10 protein-coding genes are annotated in these 21760 nt (G+C 33.5%); 4 read left to right on the forward strand and 6 right to left on the reverse strand.

The window, feature by feature from the left end:
- Positions 1 to 1035 precede the first annotated feature (1035 nt).
- The 5 genes from F6K23_RS26830 to F6K23_RS26850 form a co-directional block, all read right to left on the reverse strand.
- A complete protein-coding gene (locus F6K23_RS26830; protein WP_293161520.1) occupies positions 1036 to 3609 on the reverse strand; it encodes a tetratricopeptide repeat-containing sulfotransferase family protein in 2574 nt (857 codons plus the stop codon).
- Positions 3610 to 4442: 833 nt separating this feature from the next.
- Positions 4443 to 7646: a tetratricopeptide repeat protein gene (locus tag F6K23_RS26835; RefSeq protein WP_293161452.1), complete on the reverse strand. Its 3204-nt coding sequence runs from the start codon at positions 7644 to 7646 to the stop codon at positions 4443 to 4445.
- Positions 7647 to 8151: 505 nt separating this feature from the next.
- Positions 8152 to 9771 carry a glycosyltransferase 61 family protein gene (locus F6K23_RS42950; RefSeq protein ID WP_293161454.1) on the reverse strand — a complete coding sequence of 540 codons (1620 nt, stop codon included), beginning with the start codon at positions 9769 to 9771 and terminating at the stop codon, positions 8152 to 8154.
- Positions 9772 to 9797: 26 nt separating this feature from the next.
- Positions 9798 to 10592 carry a lipopolysaccharide assembly protein LapB gene (locus F6K23_RS26845; protein ID WP_293161455.1) on the reverse strand — a complete coding sequence of 265 codons (795 nt, stop codon included), beginning with the start codon at positions 10590 to 10592 and terminating at the stop codon, positions 9798 to 9800.
- Positions 10593 to 10655: 63 nt separating this feature from the next.
- The gene (locus F6K23_RS26850; protein WP_293161457.1) at positions 10656 to 10838 is read right to left on the reverse strand and encodes a hypothetical protein; all 183 of its coding nucleotides are present in this window, start codon (positions 10836 to 10838) and stop codon (positions 10656 to 10658) included.
- Positions 10839 to 13445: 2607 nt separating this feature from the next.
- On the opposite strand from F6K23_RS26850, the gene F6K23_RS26855 reads away from it, so the two are divergent.
- From F6K23_RS26855 to F6K23_RS26870, 4 genes are all read left to right on the forward strand, one after another.
- Positions 13446 to 16361, forward strand: coding sequence for a glycosyltransferase (locus F6K23_RS26855; RefSeq protein ID WP_293161459.1), 2916 nt, complete (start codon positions 13446 to 13448; stop codon positions 16359 to 16361).
- Positions 16325 to 16456, forward strand: coding sequence for a hypothetical protein (locus tag F6K23_RS26860; protein WP_293161461.1), 132 nt, complete (start codon positions 16325 to 16327; stop codon positions 16454 to 16456). The genes F6K23_RS26855 and F6K23_RS26860 overlap by 37 nt, the downstream gene beginning before the upstream one ends.
- Before the next feature lie 579 nt (positions 16457 to 17035).
- Positions 17036 to 18253, forward strand: coding sequence for a VCBS repeat-containing protein (locus F6K23_RS26865; protein WP_293161463.1), 1218 nt, complete (start codon positions 17036 to 17038; stop codon positions 18251 to 18253).
- Positions 18208 to 18729, forward strand: coding sequence for a calcium-binding protein (locus F6K23_RS26870; protein ID WP_375340789.1), 522 nt, complete (start codon positions 18208 to 18210; stop codon positions 18727 to 18729). The genes F6K23_RS26865 and F6K23_RS26870 overlap by 46 nt, the downstream gene beginning before the upstream one ends.
- A 513-nt stretch (positions 18730 to 19242) precedes the next feature.
- Here F6K23_RS26870 and F6K23_RS26875 read toward each other — a convergent pair.
- A complete protein-coding gene (locus F6K23_RS26875) occupies positions 19243 to 21660 on the reverse strand; it encodes a pentapeptide repeat-containing protein (RefSeq protein WP_293161467.1) in 2418 nt (805 codons plus the stop codon).
- Positions 21661 to 21760: the final 100 nt, after the last annotated feature.

Genomic DNA, 21760 nt, shown 5'->3' on the forward strand with positions numbered 1-21760 from the left:
AAAGGAAGAGGATTGAATAAAAGGAAAATTTTTTCTTGTTTTTCCTTTAAAGGAGAGGAATTTCACCTTAATTATTCGGTAAAATATTTTAGTTATCCCAATTATTCTAAACATTCTTTTTTCACCCTTGGTATAAGGAGACTAGAATTAATTGAAGGATAAGAACCAGGATAATAGTTTTTGTATTCTCAGAGTCGATGATTTGTTAGAACTAAAAAATCAAAAATTTGTTTGGCTATTGCTGCGGGGTTTTCATATATTCACTTTTCGAGATTAAAAATTGTTCTCTGGGAAAAATATTCGTTCACTTTTGAATAAATATATTCTAGAGTAGTCAGGAGTCTGGAGTCTGGAGTCATAATGAATGGCATTTATACTATTTTTTAGATTGAAAATTATCTTTTTAGTTAAAGGGATATCTCCTTTCAATAATTGATAATTGATAATGGATAATTGATAATTACTTCTCCCTCAAAGGAAGAGGATTGAATAAAAGGAAAATTTTTTCTTGTTTTTCCTTTAAAGGAGAGGAATTTCACCTTAATTATTCGGTAAAATATTTTAGTTATCCCAATTATTCTAAACATTCTTTTTTCACCCTTGGTATAAGGAGACTAGAATTAATTGAAGGATAAGAACCAGGATAATAGTTTTTGTATTCTCAGAGTCGATGATTTGTTAGAACTAAAAAATCAAAAATTTGTTTGGCTATTGCTGCGGGGTTTTCATATATTCACTTTTCGAGATTAAAAATTGTTCTCTGGGAAAAATCTTCATTCACTCTTGAATAAAATATAGATATTAACCAATACTTACAGCACTTTTTAAGATGGTAAGGTACAGTTCAATATTAATCTCTATCTCCTCTTTACCGAAAAATTGTGGTTTAAAGCCGACCCTTTTAAGGGGATAATAAAGAAAAATTTTCATGATTAGTCAATCCTCTTCTTTTCAAGGATAGGTAATTGTTAATTATTAATTATTAATTATTAATTATTAATTATTAATTATTAATTATTAATTGTTGAAGACTCCCTATTCCCAGTTAAACTTCATACCTAAATATTCTTCAAGTTTTTGATTATAGGGTTGAAAATAATTACTTAGACTCTGGTGAATTGATTGAGGAAGAGTAGGATAAGAACCAGAATTTAATTTCTGGTAATTTTTGAGTTGATGTTTGGGTAAATCTAGAAAGTTAAAAACTTTTTCCATGATAGTTGCTGGGTTTTGATAAAAGTCTTCGCTTCTCAAAATCAGGAATTGTTTTCTGGGAAAAATAGTCATCCATTTTTTGATAAATTCTACATAAATTCCATAACTTATATAGTAAGAGATATGATTCCAGTAAGCTTGCTCAAGAGTAGATTCAGACATTTGCTGAAGTCTTTCTAACTGGGAATATATTGCTTCTGATAAAGATTTATTTTCCATCTTCGATCTGACTTCGTGATAATAGTGAGAAATTGCTCTATCTACTGGGTTTCGCAAAATTATAATCAACTTTATTTTGGGGAAAATACTAAATAGTCGTGTCGGGGTATGCCAACTATTAATATAGGTAGGAGTTGCTTCTCCTGTTAAAAATTTTGTTCCTTTTGGAATGGGAGGAAAATGAGCTAAGTACCAATTTATTCCTTTGTCAAAATGTCTCGACCAAAAATATATTTCTTTTTTAATGGCAGGTAAAACTTGGGGATGTTGAGCGAGATAGTTATATAGAGAAGTAGTGCCACTTTTGCCAGTGCCAATAATTATAAAGTTAGGATTTGTTACTTGTTCTTGATGCCAATATTTTTTCACAAAATTGGGATGAGATTTTAAAGTTTGCTCGTAACAAGCAGTGCGATAAGAGGTGACTGCCGCGTCAATTTTACCTTGCTCGCTGAGAACTTCTCCTAGGTTTAAGTGAGATAAAACGGAGTGTGGTTTCTTTTGAATAATTTGATGGTAAAAACTGACTACTTCATCAAGCTTATCGGACTGTTTTAAGTAATTCCAGAAACGATTATAAGACCAGTTAATTTCTGGGTTTAATTTGATGGCTTTGAGGAAAGCTAGACTTGCTTTTTCCAATTCTTCTTGTCGAGTCAGAGCGATGGCTAAATCATAGTAATATTTAGAAGATTTTGGGTTTTGTTCGATAGTTTTACGACATCTTTCTATTTCTAGTTCTAACTTTACTTTTTTCTCTAAAGTTTTCTGAAGTTGATTTATAATTTCTTGGTCATTTACTTTCAGTTGCAGAGCCATATTATAAATAATGATTGCCCCTTTATATTTTTCTTTTTTGCTGAGGGAGTTTCCTAAATATAAATATAAATCTGAATTTCGCGGTAAATGAAGCACTAATTTAGAATTAATTATCTCTGCTCTATCATTTTGAAGTGCAGAACAATAATAGTTAATTTTATCTTCTAAATTACTTTGGGATATTTGTGCGAATGCTTCTCCTAGTGTCTGATATATCCAAGGCATATTTTTTTCCATATTTAAGGCAGTCAAAAAGGTGAATATTGCTTGATTCCACCTTTTTAATTTCATTAAAATTTCCCCGATATTGTTATAAGACCAAGGTACATCTGGTTTGAATTTTATAGCTTCTACATAACTATCAACTGCTGCTTCTAATTTTCCTTGTTTGTGTAATATATCTGCTAATTGATGATAATTTTCTCTTTGATTTGGTTGAAGTTGGATTAAAGTTTCATAACAAGCGATCGCTTCTGAATAAATATCAAATTTCCTGTTTTTTTCGACTTCAGTTAGTTTAACTAATGCTGCTGCTAATTTACTATAAGCCAAATAAGAGTTAGGGTTAATTTTAACAATTTGACGGTAGACTGCTACTGCTTCTGACCATTTTTCAAGTTTGACTAAAGCTTCACCTAAATTATAGTAAGCCACATCTATATTAGGTTCTATTTCTATAGCTCGGCGATAAGTTGTTACTGCTTCCGACCATTTTGATAATTGCATTAAAGCATCCCCTAAATTTTTGTGGGGCAAATATAAATCTGGCTTTAATTCAGTAGTACGACGATAAACTTTAACAGCTTCCTCCCATTTTTCTAGCTGCATAAAAGCTGTGCCTAATTTTTGGTAAGACCAAGGAAAATCTGGATTTAGTTCAATAAATTTGCTGTAGGCAATGACAGCTTCATCCCATTTTTTTAATTTCAGGAATGTTTCTCCTAATTTATGGAAAGACCAGGGAAATTTTGGATTTAGTTCTGTAGCTTTTTGATATGAAATAACAGCTTCATCCCATTTTTCTAATTGTAGGAATGCTTCTCCTAATTTATGGAAAGACCAGGAAAAATTTGGATTTAGTTTTGTAGCTTTTTGATATGCAATAACAGCTTCATCCCATTTTTCTAATTGTAGGAATGCTTCTCCTAATTTGTGATGAATTTCTGCTTGGTTTGGGTTTAACTGAATTGCTCGATCGTAACTCTCAATTGCAGCTTGCCATTGTTGTTGCTGAGAAGATAAATTACCTAAATTAATATGAGCTTCTACTAAGTTAGAATTTATGGCGATCGCTTGTTGATAATTTTCTTTTGCTAAGTCTAATTTTTCCATTGTTTGTAAAGTTTTTCCTAGAATATTATAAGCAGGAGAAAATTTTTATTGTATCTCTATTATTTCGTTATAAATAAGATGTAAATCTAATATAAATTTTTGATAATTCATGTCTATATAAGCCATTTGGTATTTTTGCAAATGTGCGGTTTTTTTGCTGTCAGAGTCAGAACTCATAATTCAGAAGTTCGAGAAATATAATAGGGGAAAAAGATGGAATTTTGCCCCTATATTAACCATCTCCCCATCTCTCTATATTTACAGCAGTTTTCGAGTCTTGGAGGTACAAAGTTTTATTGCCCTAGGGAACAGGGAACAGGAGATATAAGAATAGTCTTACAACTTTACCTCACGCTTCCTCAAAAGTTCTGTAAGTCCATAAATAGGGCTTGCTGATTAAATCTAAAAGCATTGAAATATAAAGACTTTAGGCTTTTTGGGGCCTTTAAAAAGTGCCTGGTATCACGTCTGAAACGCTCAAAAAGTTAATATTTTAGGCGCATAGTTGGGCAGAAAAATCAAGGGACAATTCTTACTTCTACCTCCTCTAAATTCCCCTAACTCCTATCTCCTGTCTCCTGTCTCCTGTCTCCTGTCTCCTACCCCTACTAAAAGACTAGTGAAGCGCAAACCCTAAATAGACATCTCCAATTATCAAAAATAAAATCAATTATTTTGGGATACCAATATGACTTAAATTATCAGCTATCAGCTATGAGTTATTAACTTATTATCTTAGAAGGAGAATTTAAAATTATGTTTATGCAGCATTCCGCAGGAAAGAAAAAGGTAACAAGCTAACCTTAGTTGTACGTTCAAAAGCTGTTTGCGTAGCATGACCTAGGAAATGCTGAATGCTAATAAATAGCTAAATGCTTACCTGAAATTAATTCAATTTCTGCTAATTTCATAATTTTTAATAGCTTGTCTAGATTGACCAGAATATCTGGTGCATAGCCCATTGATTTAGCTGAATTAGGATTATCAAAATTTTCACCTATTAAGTAGTAGTGTAATAAGCCGCATACATTACTAATTTCCCAATATATAGGGGTAATATATTTGGGAGAAAAAATTTCAATTACTTTAGTTCCTGGACTACAAAAAACCAGGTTTGTCAGTCCAGCACCATGAGGAGTAATAATGAATTTAGCAGCTCCTAAACATAATGCTTGTTCTTCTACTGACATTGACTCTAAAGTAACGCTCATAAAGCCATATTTTTCCAATAAATTAACTACCTCTTTTTCATTTATAACTCGCCTCCATGATGCTAGACTTCGACTAATGTATATCCGTTCTGTTTTCCCAGATAATTTATATCTAGTTTCAGGCTTTAAAAATATACTTTTGAGGAACTCACAACCCCATTTTGTAACTCTAAGACCCCCTTGTTTAGATGTGAATGAAGGTACTACTAATTCTTTCGCTTTTATATGGGGATATTTTTGAGTTTCTATGATTTTTTCTAAAGGAATATCTAAAGCTTCTAGAGTTTGTCTATGAAATTTTTTATTGACCATACTAAAAACAAATTTATCTATAACAGGTATTAGATTACTTCTACGCAATAAATCTATCCGGTAAACTAGATTAAAAAACCACTGAAAATAATTTTTTTCTAACCATTTTACTGATAAAAAGGCTACAGTACCATTGATGTAGTGAACTGAAGGAAGTTTGGAGTCAGATAAAATTATTTCAGCACAACCAGTTGAAATATCTGTAACAAGTTTATTATCTGAAGTAATAACTGCAGTTGCTCCTGGCTTTACACAAGCTTTTCCATCAGGTACTACTACTATAAATCCTCCTACTAATTTAGCTTTTCTGCCTTGGAAACTTTTATGAATTTTTTGATCTATAGTTTGAGATGCCAACAAATTGATTTGAGTAGGTGGATGAATATCTATTCTGGTTATATTATTTTCTATAGAGTCTGAGGTAACTTCCCAATTTCCTGTTAAATTAAAAAACTTTTTGAGCCAATCTTTTGGTAATTTTTGGTCAGATTTCCAAATACGAGCGTCATTTTGACGACCTTGTTTTTCCAAGATATATGCTATATTTTGGTTAATTTTGTCAATATCTGCCCTGATTTTTAATGCTTGCATTAAACAGGGTATTGCTTCAGAAAAGTCCTGTTTTTGGACGTAAATATTGCCTGATTCTGCATAATGCCAGAAAGGCTCGGGATTAATTTCTATGGCTATTTGATAATTAGAAATTGCTTCATCTAGTAAACCTTTTTGTTGTAAAACTTTCCCTAATTTTCTGTAAAATAAATGGTTATTTGTTTCTAACTCTACAGCACGACGGTAAGCAATTATTGCTTCATCCCACTTGGTTAATTTCCTCAGTGCTTCTCCTAAGTTGTAATATGACCAAGAAAAATTTGGATTAATTTCTATAGCTGTTTGATAACTAACAACTGCTTCATCTAATAAACCTTTTTGTTGTAAAGCATCTGCTAATTTTCTGTGAAATAAATGGTTATTTGCTTCTAACTCTACAGCACGACGGTAAGCAATTATTGCTTCATCCCACTTGGTTAATTTCCTCAGTGCTTCTCCTAAGTTGTAATATGACCAAGAAAAATTTGGATTAATTTCTATAGCTGTTTGATAACTAACAACTGCTTCATCTAATAAACCTTTTTGTTGTAAAGCATCTGCTAATTTTCTGTGAAATAAATGGTTATTTGCTTCTAACTCTATAGCATGACGGTAAGCAATTATTGCTTCATCCCATTTTGTGAATTTACTCAGTGTTTCTCCTAGGTTGTAATATGACCAAGAAAAATTTGGATTAATTTCTATAGCTGTTTGATAACTAACAACTGCTTCATCTAATAAACCTTTTTGTTGTAAAGCATCTGCTAATTTTCTGTGAAATAAATGGTTATTTGCTTCTAACTCTATAGCACGACGATAAACAATAATTGCTTCATCCCATTCTTGAATTTTTACTAACCTTTGTCCTATATCGTAGAGCCATTTTATATTATTTGGTTCAGCTTCTAGTAAGCTTCGGTAATAATTTATAGCTAGATCGTGCCGTTCTAATTTTGATAAATTTTCTTCTAATCTCCGATAAAACCAATTTAAGGCGGGATTAATTTCTATCGCTCGTTTACAGCTAGAAATAGCTCTGTCTAAGTTTCCTGTTTGTTGCTGAATTTTTACTAATTTACGGTGAACTTCCCAAACATCACACTTGAGGTCTATTACTTTCTGATAATATTTTTCTGCTGATTCTAATTCTCCTTTTTCTTGGAGAATATCTGCCAATTTTTTGTAAGACCAAGGAAAATGTGGATTAATTTCTATAGATAGCTGGAAATTACTAATAGCTGCATCTAACTCTCCCATTTCTTGAAATATTTTTCCTAGTTTATGGTGAGCTACCCACAAGTCAGGTTGAATTTGAATTGCTCTTTGATAATAATTTATTGCTTCAGTTAACTCTCCTTGTTTAGCAACAGCGTCGCCTAAATTTTGATAAGCACTTGCCAAAGATGGATGTAATTTTATGGCTTGCTGGAAACAAGTGATCGCCTCTTCTATTTCCTCATTTTCTAACAATTTTTTTCCCGGTTTTAAATATTCTGAGGCTTGAGGATATTGAGCTTCTAAACTTAATGCTTGTTCCTGACAATCTCTGGCTAATTCTATTTTTCCTATTTGTTGCCAGATTTTTCCTAAATTACGATAAAAACCTGGTAAATTTGGTTTGAAACCGATGGCTTCTTGGTAAGATTTTATTGCTAATTGCCATTGTTTTTCCCTGGCATATAAGCTGCCTAAATTTGCATAAACTTCTGCCCACTCTGGCTGTTGATTTATTGCTTTGAAATACCATTCTTTTGCTTTATCTATTTCTCCCATTTTGTGGAAAATATTTCCCAATGTTTTATAGATGGGTGGAAAATCTGGCACTATTTCTAATGCTTGGTTACAAGCTATTATTGCCTCTTCTAATTTTCCTTGAGTTAAATATAATTCTGCTTTTTGAGATAAATTTGTTAGATTTATTTGTTTGTTCATCTTGAGCTTAGTCATACTAAATTAATTTGTAAGCATTTCCTGCGGACTGCTGCGTAAACAGCTATTAGCGGTTAGCTATTCCTACGGAATGCTTACCGAATAATTAGGATTTAAAGCCTCTCCTTTAAAGGAGAAATAAGCGGTCGAGAGATGGGGAGGAGACCTCGCCATATCCAATGGACCAAGAGAAGAAAAAATTTTCATGATTAGTCAATCCTCTTATTTTCAAGGAAAGGTAATAATTAATTAGGATTTGCGCTCAAAAGTCTTTTTTAAGGAGTAGGAGACCCACCCCTCGCTCCTCCCCCTCCCAGGAGGGGAAAAGGGGAGTAGAGGAACAGGAAAGTAATTTTTTTGCCCAACGATGTGCCTAAAATGGTAACTTTTTGAGCATGAACAGCTGAAAACCAAGGTATTACAGACCTAAAAATGCTAAAAGCTCTATCTGTAAAAGCTTTTAGATTTATTCAGCAAGCCCTAATTATTAATTATTAATTATTAATTATTAATTATTAATTATTTAAATTGCTTTTGCTAATTCCATTATTTTTAATAGCTGTTTTAAATTGACAATTATATCTGGTGTCCATAAGTGTTTTCCTAAATTATCATTATCAAAAAAATCCCCTAATAGATAATAATGTGAAAGACTACAAAAATTACTAATCCGCCAATATAAAGAATTAACATACTTGGGAGAAAAAATTTCAATTACTTTAGTTCCTGGACTACAAAATACTAGGTTTGTTAATCCAGCTCCATGAGGTGCAATTACAACTTTAGCAGCAGCCATATATGATACTTGTTCTGCTATTGACATTGATTCTAAGGTCAGACTAATAAAGCCAAATTTCTCTAACAAATTCACAACTTCCTCCTCATTAAGAACTCTACGCCATGATGCTAGCTTTCTACTAAGATATATACGTTTTGGTTGATGAGATACTTCTTTAATATTTTGAGGTTTCAAAAATAAATTTCTGAGAAACTCACAACTCCATTTATTTACCCATATTTCTCTTTGTTTCGCAGAACATGAAGGCACTATTAATTGTTTTGCTTTTATGTGAGGATACAATCTACTTTCGATTATTTTATCTTGGGAAATTCCCAATGCTTCTAAACTTTCTCGATGAATTTTTTTTTCGCAACTACCAAAAATAAACTTATCTATTTTAATATCTGTTCGACGTAATAAATCTATCCGTGCCACTACATCAAACATCCAGTGAAAATAATTTTTTTCTCTCCACTTTGCTGACAAAAAAGCTACATTTTTATTTATGTAATAAATAGGAGGTAATTGGGAAGAGGACATAATAACTGCAGCACAACCCGTAGAAACGTCTGATACTAATTTATTATCTGAGCTAATAACTGCAGTTGTTCCTAATTCTACACAACCTCTTCCTTCTGCTACTATTGCTATAAATGCTTCTGCTAATTTAAGTTTTTTTTCTTTAAAATTGGGATGAAGTTTGGAATCTATTGTTTGAGATGCTAAGAAAGTTACTAGCATTTCTGGATATATTTTTATGTGAATAATATTACTGTCTAATGAACTAGATATAATTTCCCAGTTTCCTGTTAATTTAAAAAATTTTTCTAGCCAATCTAGGGGTAATTTGTCTTCACAAGACCAAATATTAGCTGCATCTTGACGACCTTGTTTTGTGAGGATATATTCTATATTTTTATGCACTTCATCATAATCTGGTCTCAATTTTAGAGCTTGAATTAAATAAGGTATTGCTTCAGAAAACCTTTGCTGTTGAACATAAGCATCTCCTAATGCTCCATAAGACCAACAAGAATTGGGGTTGATTTTTATGGCTTTTTTGTAACTGGTGATCGCTTCTTCTACCAAACCTTTTTTATGTAAAATATCCCCTAGTTTTTTATGTAGTACATCTTTATTTTCTGCAAGTTTTAAGGCATTATAATAAGCTAAAGCTGCTTCATCCCATTCTTGATTTTGTTGATAAATGTCACCAATTAATTTATAGGGCCAAGATAATTTTTGATTTAGTTTTATAGCAATCTTACAAGCTGTAATGGCTTCTTTTAATTTTCCTTGCTTCAGCATAATCTGATTTAATTTGCGGTGAATATTCCAAGCATCTGGCTGAATTTCTATCACTTTTTGATAATAGTGTTTTGCAGGGTCTAATTTTTTTTTTTTTCTAGAATTTCACCTAATTTTTTGTAAGGCAAAGGAGAATTTGGGTTGATTTCTATAGCAAGTTTAAATTCTATGATAGCTGTATCTAACTCTCCTATTTCTTGAAATACTTTTCCTAGTTTATGATGAGCTATAAACAAGTCTTGTTTCTGTTCTATTGCTTGTTGATAAGATTTAATTGCTGGATGTAATTCTTTTTTTTCAACTAAAGCATCCCCTAATTTTTGATAGGCATTTGCCAAAGATGGGTTGAATTTTATGGCTTGCTGGAAATAAGCGATCGCCTCTTCTATTTCCCCATTTTCTAGAAATTTTTTTCCCCGTTTTAAGTATTCTAAAGCTTGAGGATATTCAGCTTCTAAACTTAATGCTTGTTCCTGACAATCTCTGGCTAATTCTATTTTTCCTATTTGTTGCCAGATTTTTCCTAAGTTCCGATAAAAACCTGGTAAATTTGGTTTAATTCCGATGGCTTCTTGGTAAGATTTTATTGCTAATTGCCATTGTTTTTCCTTGGCATATAAGCTGCCTAAGTTTGCATGAACTTCTGCCCATTCTGGCTGTTGATTTATTGCTTTGAGATACCATTCTTTTGCTTTGTCTATTTCTCCCATTTTGTGGAAAATATTTCCCAATGTTTTATAGATGGGTGGAAAATCTGGCACTATTTCTAATGCTTGGTTACAAGCTATTATTGCCTCTTCTAATTTTCCTTGAGTTAAATATAATTCTGCTGTTCTATTTAACTCATATAGTGAATTTTCCTGTTGTTTTTTCATTTTCATTTCTTTGTCAACTAACTTCTAATCCCTACTTGCTTATATAAGTTACAGAGTAGGATATCAAAATAAGTGCATCGTTAAGTGGAAAATATTTCCCAATGTTTTATAGGTGGGTGGAAAATCTGGCACTATTTCTAATACTTGGTTACAAGCTGTTATTACCTCTTCTAATTTTCCTTGGGCTAAATATATTTCTACTGTTTTATTTAACTCATATAGTGAATATTCCTGTTGTTTTTTCATTTCCCTATATACTCAGAAGAAATAGGGAATAGGTATGGAGGGAATAGGAAATAGAAGATAAATAAGTATAGGTCTACTTCATTAGGTTGATAAACTCTATATGATCGGAGATGTCTAATCACATCGGCTATTTCCCAATTAATTTTCATTGTTTCCCCAGATAATTTGAAATAGTCTGGTATTTCTTGAAAGTAGATATTTTTCCGATCAGAGGGAATAGGGAATAGGTATAGAGGGAATAGGAAATAGAAGATAAATAAGTATAGGTCTACCTCATTAGGTTGATCAACATTATATGATCGGAGATGTCTAATCACATCGGCTATTTCCCAATTAATTTTCATTGTTTCCCCAGATAATTTGAAATAGTCTGGTATTTCTTGAAAGTAGATATTTTTCCGATCAGAGGGAACAGGGAATAGGTATGGAGGGAATAGGAAATAGAAGATAAATAAGTATAGGTCTACCTCATTAGGTTGATCAACATTATATGATCGGAGATGTCTAATAACATCGGCTATTCCCCAATTAATTTTCATTGTTTCCCCAGATGATTTTCAACAGTTTGGTATTTCTTGAAAATAGATATTTTTCTTATATACCCAGAGGAAATAGGCAATAGGAATAGAAGATAAATAAGTATAGGTCTACCTCATTAGGTTGATCAACTCTATATGATCGGAGATGTCTAATCACATCGGCTATTTCCCAATTAATTTTCATTGTTTCCCCAGATGATTTTCAACAGTTTGGTATTTCTTGAAAGTAGATATTTTTCCTATATCAGAGGGAACAAGGAATAGAGAATAGGTATGGAGGAAATAGAAGATAAATAAGTATAGGTCTACCTCATTAGGTTGATCAACTCTATATGATCGGAGATGTCTAATCACATCAGCTATTTCCCAATTAATTTTCATTGTTTCCCCAGATAATTTGAAATAGTCTGGTATTTCTTGAAAGTAGATATTTTTCCTATATCAGAGGGAACAGGGAATAGGTATGGAGGGAATAGGAAATAGAAGATAAATAAGTATAGGTCTACCTCATTAGGTTGATCAACATTATATGATCGGAGATGTCTAATAACATCGCCTATTCCTCAATTAATTTTCATTGTTTCCCAAGATAATTTGAAATAGTCTGGTATTTCTTGAAAGTAGATATTTTTCCGATCAGAGGGAATAGCTATGGAGGGAATAGAAGATAAATAAGTATAGGTCTACCTCATTAGGTTGATCAACATTATATGATCGGAGATGTCTAATAACATCGCCTATTCCTCAATTAATTTTCATTGTTTCCCAAGATAATTTGAAATAGTCTGGTATTTCTTGAAAGTAGATATTTTTCCGATCAGAGGGAATAGCTATGGAGGGAATAGAAGATAAATAAGTATAGGTCTACCTCATTAGGTTGATCAACTCTATATGATCGGAGATGTCTAATAACATCGGCTATTTCCCAATTAATTTTTATTGTTTCCCAAGATAATTTTAAATAGTCTGACATTTCCTGAAAATAGATATTTTTTTTATATACCCAGAGGGAATAGAAGAGAAATAAGTATAGGTCTACCTCATTAGGTTGATAAACGTTATATGATTGGAGATGTCTAATAACATCGGCTATTTCCCAATTAATTTTTATTGTTTCCCAAGATAATTTTAAATAGTCTGACATTTCCTGAAAATAGATATTTTTTTTATATCAGAGGGAATAGGGAATAGGGAACAGGGAACAGGTAATAGGGAATAGGGAATCCAAAGATAAATAAGTATAGCTTTACCTTATTAGATTGAGAAACTCTATATGATCGGAGATGTCTCATAACATCAGCCATTCCCCAATTAATTTTCATTGTTTCCCCAGATAATTTTAAATAGTTTGGTATTTCTTGAAAATAGATATTTTTCCTATATCAGAGAGAATAGGAAATAGGGAATAAAAGACAAATAAGTATAGGTCTATTTTATGAGTTTGAGAAATACTATATTATCAGATATTTCTCATAACATCGCCTATTCCCCAATAAATTTTCATTGTTTCCCCAGATAATTTTAAATAGTCTTGTATTTCTTGAAAATAGACATTTTTCCTATATTAGAGGGAACAGGAAATAGAAAATAAATAAGTATAAGCCTACCTCATTAGGTTGAGAAACGTTATATGATCGGAGATGTCTAATAATATCGGCTATTTCAGAATTAATTTTCATTGTTTCCAAACATAATATTAAATAGTTTAGCATTTCTTTAAAATAGACATTTTTCCTATATACCCAGATAATTTTGGGAATATTAATATACATCTACTTGTTTCAGCACATAACCTAATTTTTTGTGAAATAAATAGTATATTTTACTTTCTTTTTATAGCTTTTTTATAGAGTTTTATACCAATTACCAAAAGTTATGCTATACATGGGATACCAAACTACTAAAAGCTAAAAACATCTTTCTCTTTTCTTTTTTACTGAATGCTGCGCATTTATAGCAGTTGCCATTACTGCTAGAATATTCTCAAATTTTATGGCTTTAGTCATAGCAATTTTTCCTATATCTTGCGCACCTAAACCACCAGCAAAGTTAAAAATAAAAAACTATAATGTCCCAAGCTTTTCTAACTCCAAAAGTAAGTATAATTATCCCAGTATATAATTGTGAACTCTACATCGCCCAAGCAATTGAAAGTGTATTTAAACAAACCTATACTAACTATGAAATTATTGTTATAGACGACGGTTCTACAGATAATACCCGTCAAGTATTACAACCATATATGACAAAAATTCGCTATTTTTATCAAGAGAATAAAGGATTATCTGCAACTCGTAACCGTGGCATTAAATTGGCAAAAGGAGAATTAATTGCTCTCCTTGATGCTGACGATCTATTTCTCTCTTATAAACTCACAGAACAACTTGCTATTTTTGATGCTCAATCAAATATTGGTTTAGTACAAAGTGGGTGGCGAGTTGTGAATGAAAAAGGAGAAAAAATTCAAGATATTGAACCTTGGCATAAATCTCCAGAACTAGATTTAGTAAGTTGGTTAAAATGGAAAACTACTAATCCTAGCGGAATGATGTTTCGCAAAGAATGGTTAGAAAAAGTAGGTGGGTTTAATGAAAAATTACGCAGATTAGAAGATTTTGATATTGTCATTCGATTAGCTTTAGCAGGTTGTCAATCTACTTGGTTTCCTAAAGTAGCTGTATGTTATCGTCAACATAGCAGTAATATGACTAGAAATTTACTTGCTCAAACAGCAGTAGAAGAACAAATTTTAGATGAACTTTTTTCTAACACCAATCTTCCCCTAAAAATTCAACAGTTAGAAAAAGAGTTACGTTACGGTTCCCTAATTTGGAATTGTTGGTGTTTATATAAATCTAACTACTTCGCTGAAATGGCTGATTATTTATATAAATCTTTAAAATTTTCCTCTTTTTCTGTTCTTAAAACTATCTGTAATTGGCTCTATTATTTTCAATATTATGCTGCTCTAGAAAACTATGATTTTAATTCTGTATTTTTCCATCAATTACCAGAATGGCAACAATTGATAACTAAAGTAATTCCTAATGGTTTACCACTGGTTAGTATTGTAATTCCTACCTACAATAATGCCGATTATATTCTTACCGCTATTAAAAGTATCCTGACTCAAACTTATACCATTTATGAAATCATTGTTATTGATGATGGTTCTACCGATAATACTCATCAAGTTTTGGAACCCTACCTAAATCAAATTAAATATGTATATCAAAAAAATCAAGGACCATCAAAAGCGCGGAATTATGGCATAGAAATAGCTCAAGGAAAATATATCGCCTTTCTGGATGCCGATGACTTTTTTCTACCCGAAAAATTAGCCGAACAAGTAGGATGTTTTGCAGAAGATTCTACTTTAACTATGGTGCAAAGTGGTTGGAGATTTGTTGATGAAAAAGGTCATACTATTAAAGATGTAAAACCTTGGGAAAATGGTGCAGAATTAGACTTAGAAAATTGGTTAATCTGGCAAGCAACTTTGCCTAGTGCAATGATGTTTAGAAGTGAGTGGTTAAATCTGAATGGAGGATTCGACCCGCGATATATTCCAGAGGATTTAGAAATAGTTTTGCGCTTGGCTTTATCCGGCGGAAAAGCGACTTGGTTACAAAGAGTTGGTGTTTGTTATCGACAGCATAATAGTAGTGTTTCTGGGTTAGGAAATCGACAAAAAATTACTCAAGAATTGGAAAAATTATTGGATGATTTTTTTAGAAAGCCTAATTTACCTGCCTCAATACGTCAAATAGAAAATCAAGTAAAATATCGCTCCCTACTTTGGAATTCTTGGCGCTTATATCAGGCGGGAAACTTTTCCGAAATGGCTGCTTATTTGCAAAAATCTTTAACTTATACTTCCGCCTCTACGACAGAAGCAATTTCTACTTGGATAGAATTATTTACCAAACTTGCTCGCCAAGAAGGAAATCAATTTAATGCCTATAATTTTAGTCAATTACCAGAGTGGAAAAAATTAATTAGTAATATTTTTAATCCAGTAGTACCGAGAGTCAGCGTAATTATTGCCACCTATAATAATGCCCACTATATATTAGAAGCGATCGCCAGCGTTTTTAATCAGACTTATACCTCTTATGAAATAATTGTAATTGATGATGGTTCTACAGATAATACCCGCGAAGTTTTAGAACCTTATTTTGATAAAATTCGTTATGTTTATCAAGAGAATAAAGGAGTATCCCACGCCCGAAATTTAGGTTTAGAAATGGCAGGGGGAGAATTTATTGCTTTTCTGGATGCTGATGACTTTTTTCTACCAGATAAACTGGCAAAACAGGTAGCTATTTTTGATACTCGTCCTTCTCTTGGTATTGTGCATAGTGGGTGGCGTTTAGTTAATGAAAAAGGGGAGAAAATTTCTGATATAGAATTATGGCATGGTTCCCTAGAATTAGATTTAGAAACTTGGGTAGTTTGGAAACCTGTAACTATTTCTATGATGTTTCGTCGGAGTTGGATAAAAAGTGCTGGAGGTTTTGATACTCGTTGGCATCATGGAGAAGATATAGATTTAGTATTACGTTTATCTGTAAATGGTTGTGAGGCAGTTTGGTTGCCAAAAGTTACTTATTGTTATCGTCAACATCATCGAAATGCTACTAGAAAATCTACCCACCAAGCTGTTAGTATGATGTCTGTTTTAGATAACTTTTTTAGCAGACCAAATTTATCAGTATCTATTCGTAAATTAGAGGGAAAATCTCGTTATTATACTTTGAGTTGGTTAGCATGGCAGGCACATCGAAATGAGAATTTAGTTGAGATGAGTAAATATCTACGACAAGCTGTAAAATATACTCCTTTATCTATGACAGAAACTATTTATCATTGGATTGATAGTTTTAATAGTCTTTATCAACAATATGGTTATGAATTTGATGCTTATGATTTAACAAATTCGGATATTTGGCAACAGTTAATGTCAGATATTTTTGTGAAGTAAGAAGGAAGAAGGAAGGAGGAAGAGGGAAGAAGGAAGAAGGAAGAAGGAAGAAGGAAGAAAGAAGGTTGATTATTTATATTCCGTTATTTTTGTGAAATAAGAAGGAAGGAGGAAAGAGGAAGAGGGAAGAAGAAAGAAGTAAAAAGGAAAAAGAAAGGTTGATTATTTATATTCCGTTATTTTTGTGAAATAAGAAGGAAGGAGGAAGAAGAAAGAAGTAGGAAGATTGATTATTTGCATTCCGTTATTTTTATGAAGGAAGAAGGAGGAAGGTTGATTATTGATATTCCGTTATTAGCGTCAAATTAAGGACAACATAGGTTGACAACAGTTATCAAACTATTCATGGTTAGCGATCGCTATTGCTGGTAATTAGTGTATTATCTAAGTTTACAGGTAATTTATCTGTCAGTTTATAACAACTTATAACGACAAAATGTTTGACAAAGCGTCAAAACAAGGACAACATAAGTTGACAACAATTATTAAAGCATTTAGATTTGGGAGTAATTTCTATAGCTGAAATAAACCCCTTAAAGGCAAAAAGCATAAAGATGTTAACTTGTAGAAAATGAGCTATATATTTTTTTTCAATAGATAATGCTTTTTTTCCTAAACTTTGATATTATGACTTATCTGTATCACTTAAAATAAACTTAGCTCAATTTCACTAAATGGAAGATTTAATTTTTTCTGTTGCCTTTGATGAAACAAGATATGAAGTCGGACTAGCTCCAATATCTATTGTAAGTGATGATTTCAACGGTGATGAGAATTTAGATTTAGTAGTTGCCAATTTTGGAGGTAGTGAAGTTTCTTTCCTATCAGGAGATGGGAATGGAAATTTCAGTGACTCCACTGCAATAACAGTTGGACTAGCACCTACCGCTGTAAGAGCAGGGGATTTTAATGGCGATGGAAACTCAGATTTAGCAGTTGCTAATGGTTTCGATAACAATGTTTCAGTATTACTTGGAGATGGGTCTGGTCTTTTTGATGACCCTGTTAATTTTCCAGTAGGAAATTTCCCAGCTTCCTTGCAAATAGGCGATTTGAATAACGATGGACAATTAGATTTAGCGGTTGCTAACTTTGGAGGAGGAGGAGAATTAGAAGACCTTGGAGGAGAAGGGGTCTCAATTCTTATAGGAGATGGTCTAGGTGGTTTTGAACCACTGCCAGAAATTTTCTTTGAGGATGGAGCTTTTGACCTCACAATAGGAGATTTTAATGAGGATGAAAATGAAGATTTAGTTGTTGTTAATTCCTTGAGCGATGACATTTCTATCCTCTTTGGAATTGGGGATGGTACTTTCGAGGAGCCTACTAATTTGCCAGCAGGAGATCGACCTGATGGGATTAATGCTGGGGATTTCCATCTAGATTTCCATCTAGATTTCGTAGTCGCTAATGCAGATGATGCAGATGTTTCAATCTTTGCCGGAGATGGCACCGGAAGTTTTACTCGTACTGATTTCCCTGTAGGAGAACTGCCTACAGAAATTGGAATAGGAGATTTTGATGATGATGGAAATCCAGATTTAGCAGTTGCCAACTTTTTCGGCAATAGTGCGTCAATTTTGCGAGGAAATGGTTCTGGAAACTTTAATAATCGAAATGACCTACCAGTAGGAACTCCAGCTAGAGCTATAGCTACTGGAGATTTTAACGAAGACGAGAACCTAGACCTAGTAGTTGCCATCTTTGGGGAAGAAGCAGAACCTGCTAACGAAATTTCTGTATTCCTAAATACAGGAGAGTTAATCAATACAGGTCTATTAATTAAAGGAACTCAGGATAACGAGACCCTAGTTGGTGGCGCCGACAACGACCGTATATTGGCGGTCTGGGTAATGACTCTCTCTACGGCAAAGACGGCAACGATGTGTTAGAAGGTCGTCAGGGTTTTGACCGCTTGTTTGGTGGTAGTGGTGACGATGCTCTCAAAGGTGGTCAAGGTCGCGATCGCTTAAATGGAGGTTCCGGCAACGACCAATTAACTGGTGGTGCCAGCATTGACCGCTTTATTTTCAATACGAATCAAGAATTTGATTCAGAAGATTTAGGTATAGATAAGATTACTGATTTTTCTGAAACTCAGGGAGACATTATTCTTCTCGATAAAACAACTTTTAGTGCAATTAACAGTGAGTCAGGAACAGGTTTCAGTATTGATGATGAGTTTACAACAGTAGATAGTGACGAACTTGCAGCCACAGTTGATGCAGTCATTGTCTACAATAGTGCCAATGGACACTTATTCTATAATCCTAATGGTAGCGACGCTGGTTTCGGTGATGGAGGTCAGTTTGCCGACTTGACAAATAATGCTTCGTTAACAGGAGATGATTTCTTCCTCAGAAGTTAGTCAGTATTGTATAGCGCTATGCGCTGTATAACAAGCAAATAGGGTTTGCTGAAAAAGTCTTTTAGTAGGTCTAGGAGACAGGAGACAACCAACCCCTCGCCCCTCCCCCTCCCAGGAGGGGAAGAATGGGGAATGAGCGAGGAGGTAGGAGCTAAGTTTTGTCCCAAGATTGTTCTGCCCAAATCTTGACCAAAATCATAAATTTTTGAACCATTACCACTTAAAACCTCGCACTTTTTGATACTTAAAAAGGCTAAAACCTTTATATATGAATACTTTTAGATTTAATCAGCAAGCTCCAAATAGACATCTCCAATAATAAAAGATAAAATTCAATTATCGCACATAAATGATCAATTCTTTTTCCCTACTCCCTACTCTCTATTTTCTGGAGATGTCTAGTAGCTTTGATAGATATCAAATGGGTTTTATATAATATTACTAGCTTTATATAAATGATGATCTTAACTCTACAATAAAGTAATTATCGTTCTCTATTCTATCTAATTCCTTTCAATTCGGTAATATGCAATTATTAATATTAGCATCACTAAAATTAGTACCACTTAAATTAGCGTCACTGAAATTAACACCATTGAGATTTGCACAGCTAAGATTAGCGCGACTGAGATTAGCTCCAATCAGGTTAGCATCTTTGAGATTTGCATGACTGAGGTTAGCATAACTAAGGTTAACGCCACTAAGATCGATACCATCCAAGTTAACACCCCACAAGTCAGCTCCCATCAAGTTAGCACCACTAAGATTGACATCACTTAGATAGGTATGCCAAAGGTGGGCACGATTAAGGTCACTGCCACTAAGGTTAGCACCCTTGAGATTAGCACCACTAAGGTTCACACCACCCAAGTTAGCATTGCTAATATTGGCATTTTCTAGGTTAGCATCCCACAGAGCAGCTACTCGTAGACTAGCGCCACAGAGATTAGCATTGCTGAGGTTGGCACGATTGAGGTCTACACGATTTAGTTGAGCATTACTGAGGTCATTACCTTGTAAGTTTCTTCCTTCTATTTTGTGATTCACAATGTCCCAAACTATATACCATTTTTGGTCAAGTCTAGTTGTTTGACTGAGTTTTACACCCTTAAGTTCAGCCCAACTAAGATCGACATTTTTCAGGTGAGCATGACTAAGGTCAGCATTGCTAAGATCGACTCCCTTAAGAATAGCACCTGTTAAATTAGCATTACGAAGATTGGCATGACGGAGTTTAGCATTAGTGAGATTAACATTGGTGAGATTAGTTGTACTCAGATCGACTTGGTTCATTTTAGCGCCATTAAGTTGAGCATTGCAGAATTTAGCAGCACTCAGATGAGCATTTGTCAGGTCAGCGTTACTAAGGTTAGCGTTACTAAGGTCAGCAGCACTGAGGTTGGCGCTACTGAAGTTGGCATCTCTCAAGTCTGCATCATTGAGGTCAGCAGCAGTAAGGTTGGCACCGCTCATTTCAGCATAGTTGAGTTGAGCTGACATTAGATTAGCTACACTCAAGTTAGCCTTCTCTAAATAAGCTCCAGCTAGGTTAGCTCCTTTCAAGTTAGCGTTACAAAGATTGACTTTTCTGAGATTTGAGTAACTGTAGTAGTTGCTATCAATATTTTGTCTTTGGCAATAGAGAACATTGCGGTCGCACATCCCAAAATTAGCTCCTTCTAGGTTAGCACTCCGGAGGTTAATATTGCTGAGGTCAACACCTCGAAGATCGGACTGACTTAGGTTGATTCTTTTGAGATTGTTATTTGTAGGTTGTTGGTTAACAATTTGCCATACCAAATGCCATTTAGAGTCTATTTTTGTCAAATCATTTATTTTTGTTTCTCGGAGGTTAACGTAGTTAAGATTAGCACCACTGAGATTGGCATTACTTAGGTCGGCATTAAATAAATTTGCATTACTTAGGTCAGCATCACTCAAATTTACACCAGTTAAATTAGTATTACTAAAGTCAGTATTCTTGAGATTAATACTTATAAGTTTAGCCGCACTAAAGTTACTTCCACTGAGATTAGAATTACTCAAATTCACTCTTCTAAGTTGAGCGCCACTGAAGTTAGAATTACTCAAATTTACACCTTCAAGGTTGATGCCAATTAGATTAATATTTCTGAAGTCTTTACCAATAGCTTGCTGATTAACTATTTCCCAGATTAATAAGCATTTACGATCAAGTTTTGTTTCTTTATTTAATTTAGTACCTCTGAGATTTGTATCTCTAAGTTTACTACCTCTTAAGTCTGCATGACTAAGATTTGCATTAGTTAAGTTAGCATTATTTAGGTTAGCAAGACTTATATCTGCACCACTAAGGTTTGCATTAGTTAAATTAGCATTAGTTAGGTTAACACCCCTGAGTTTGGCAAGGCTAAGATTAGCATTTTCAAGATTAGTGTTTTTTAGGTTAGCATCTTTCAGGTTAGCACCTCTTAAGTTAGCTTCTGTGAGGTTAGCATCTCTAAGATTAGTAATACTTAGATCGGCATCTTTTAAATAGGCAAAACTGAAATTTATACCTTGTAGGTCTGAACCATTAAGGTTTGCTCCCCTCATGTTAGCTCGGATAAAATTCCGTTTTCCAGTAGTGTATAACTCTAGTAGTTTAGATATATCCCAAGTATATTGGGACAATGCCAATTTAGCTTTAGGTTGTTGTTGTTCTAGGAGTATTGAATATGCGACCCATTGCACTTCTGCTGACCGATCCTGCAAGGCCATGAGTAACAAATCTAGTCCTAAATCTCCGTATTTGAGAGTTTCAGAAACTGCTGCTATTCTCAATTGTACTTCACCATATAGTAAACATTCTTTGACTGCTTCAATGTTATTGAGAATAGGGGTGGTAGATAGGGAAGATGATGTGACTAAGGTAGTATCCAGCGGAGGGATTTGATTCAAGTCGTTACTCATTTTTGTGGGCTTGATATATATATGCAATAACTTTACCTGAAAATAAAAATTTTGACATATTTGGTGAGTAGTTCTTCGAGGCTCACTGACTTTCTTTACT

This window comes from Okeania sp. SIO2C9 (genome assembly GCF_010672455.1).
Classification (GTDB): domain Bacteria; phylum Cyanobacteriota; class Cyanobacteriia; order Cyanobacteriales; family Microcoleaceae; genus Okeania.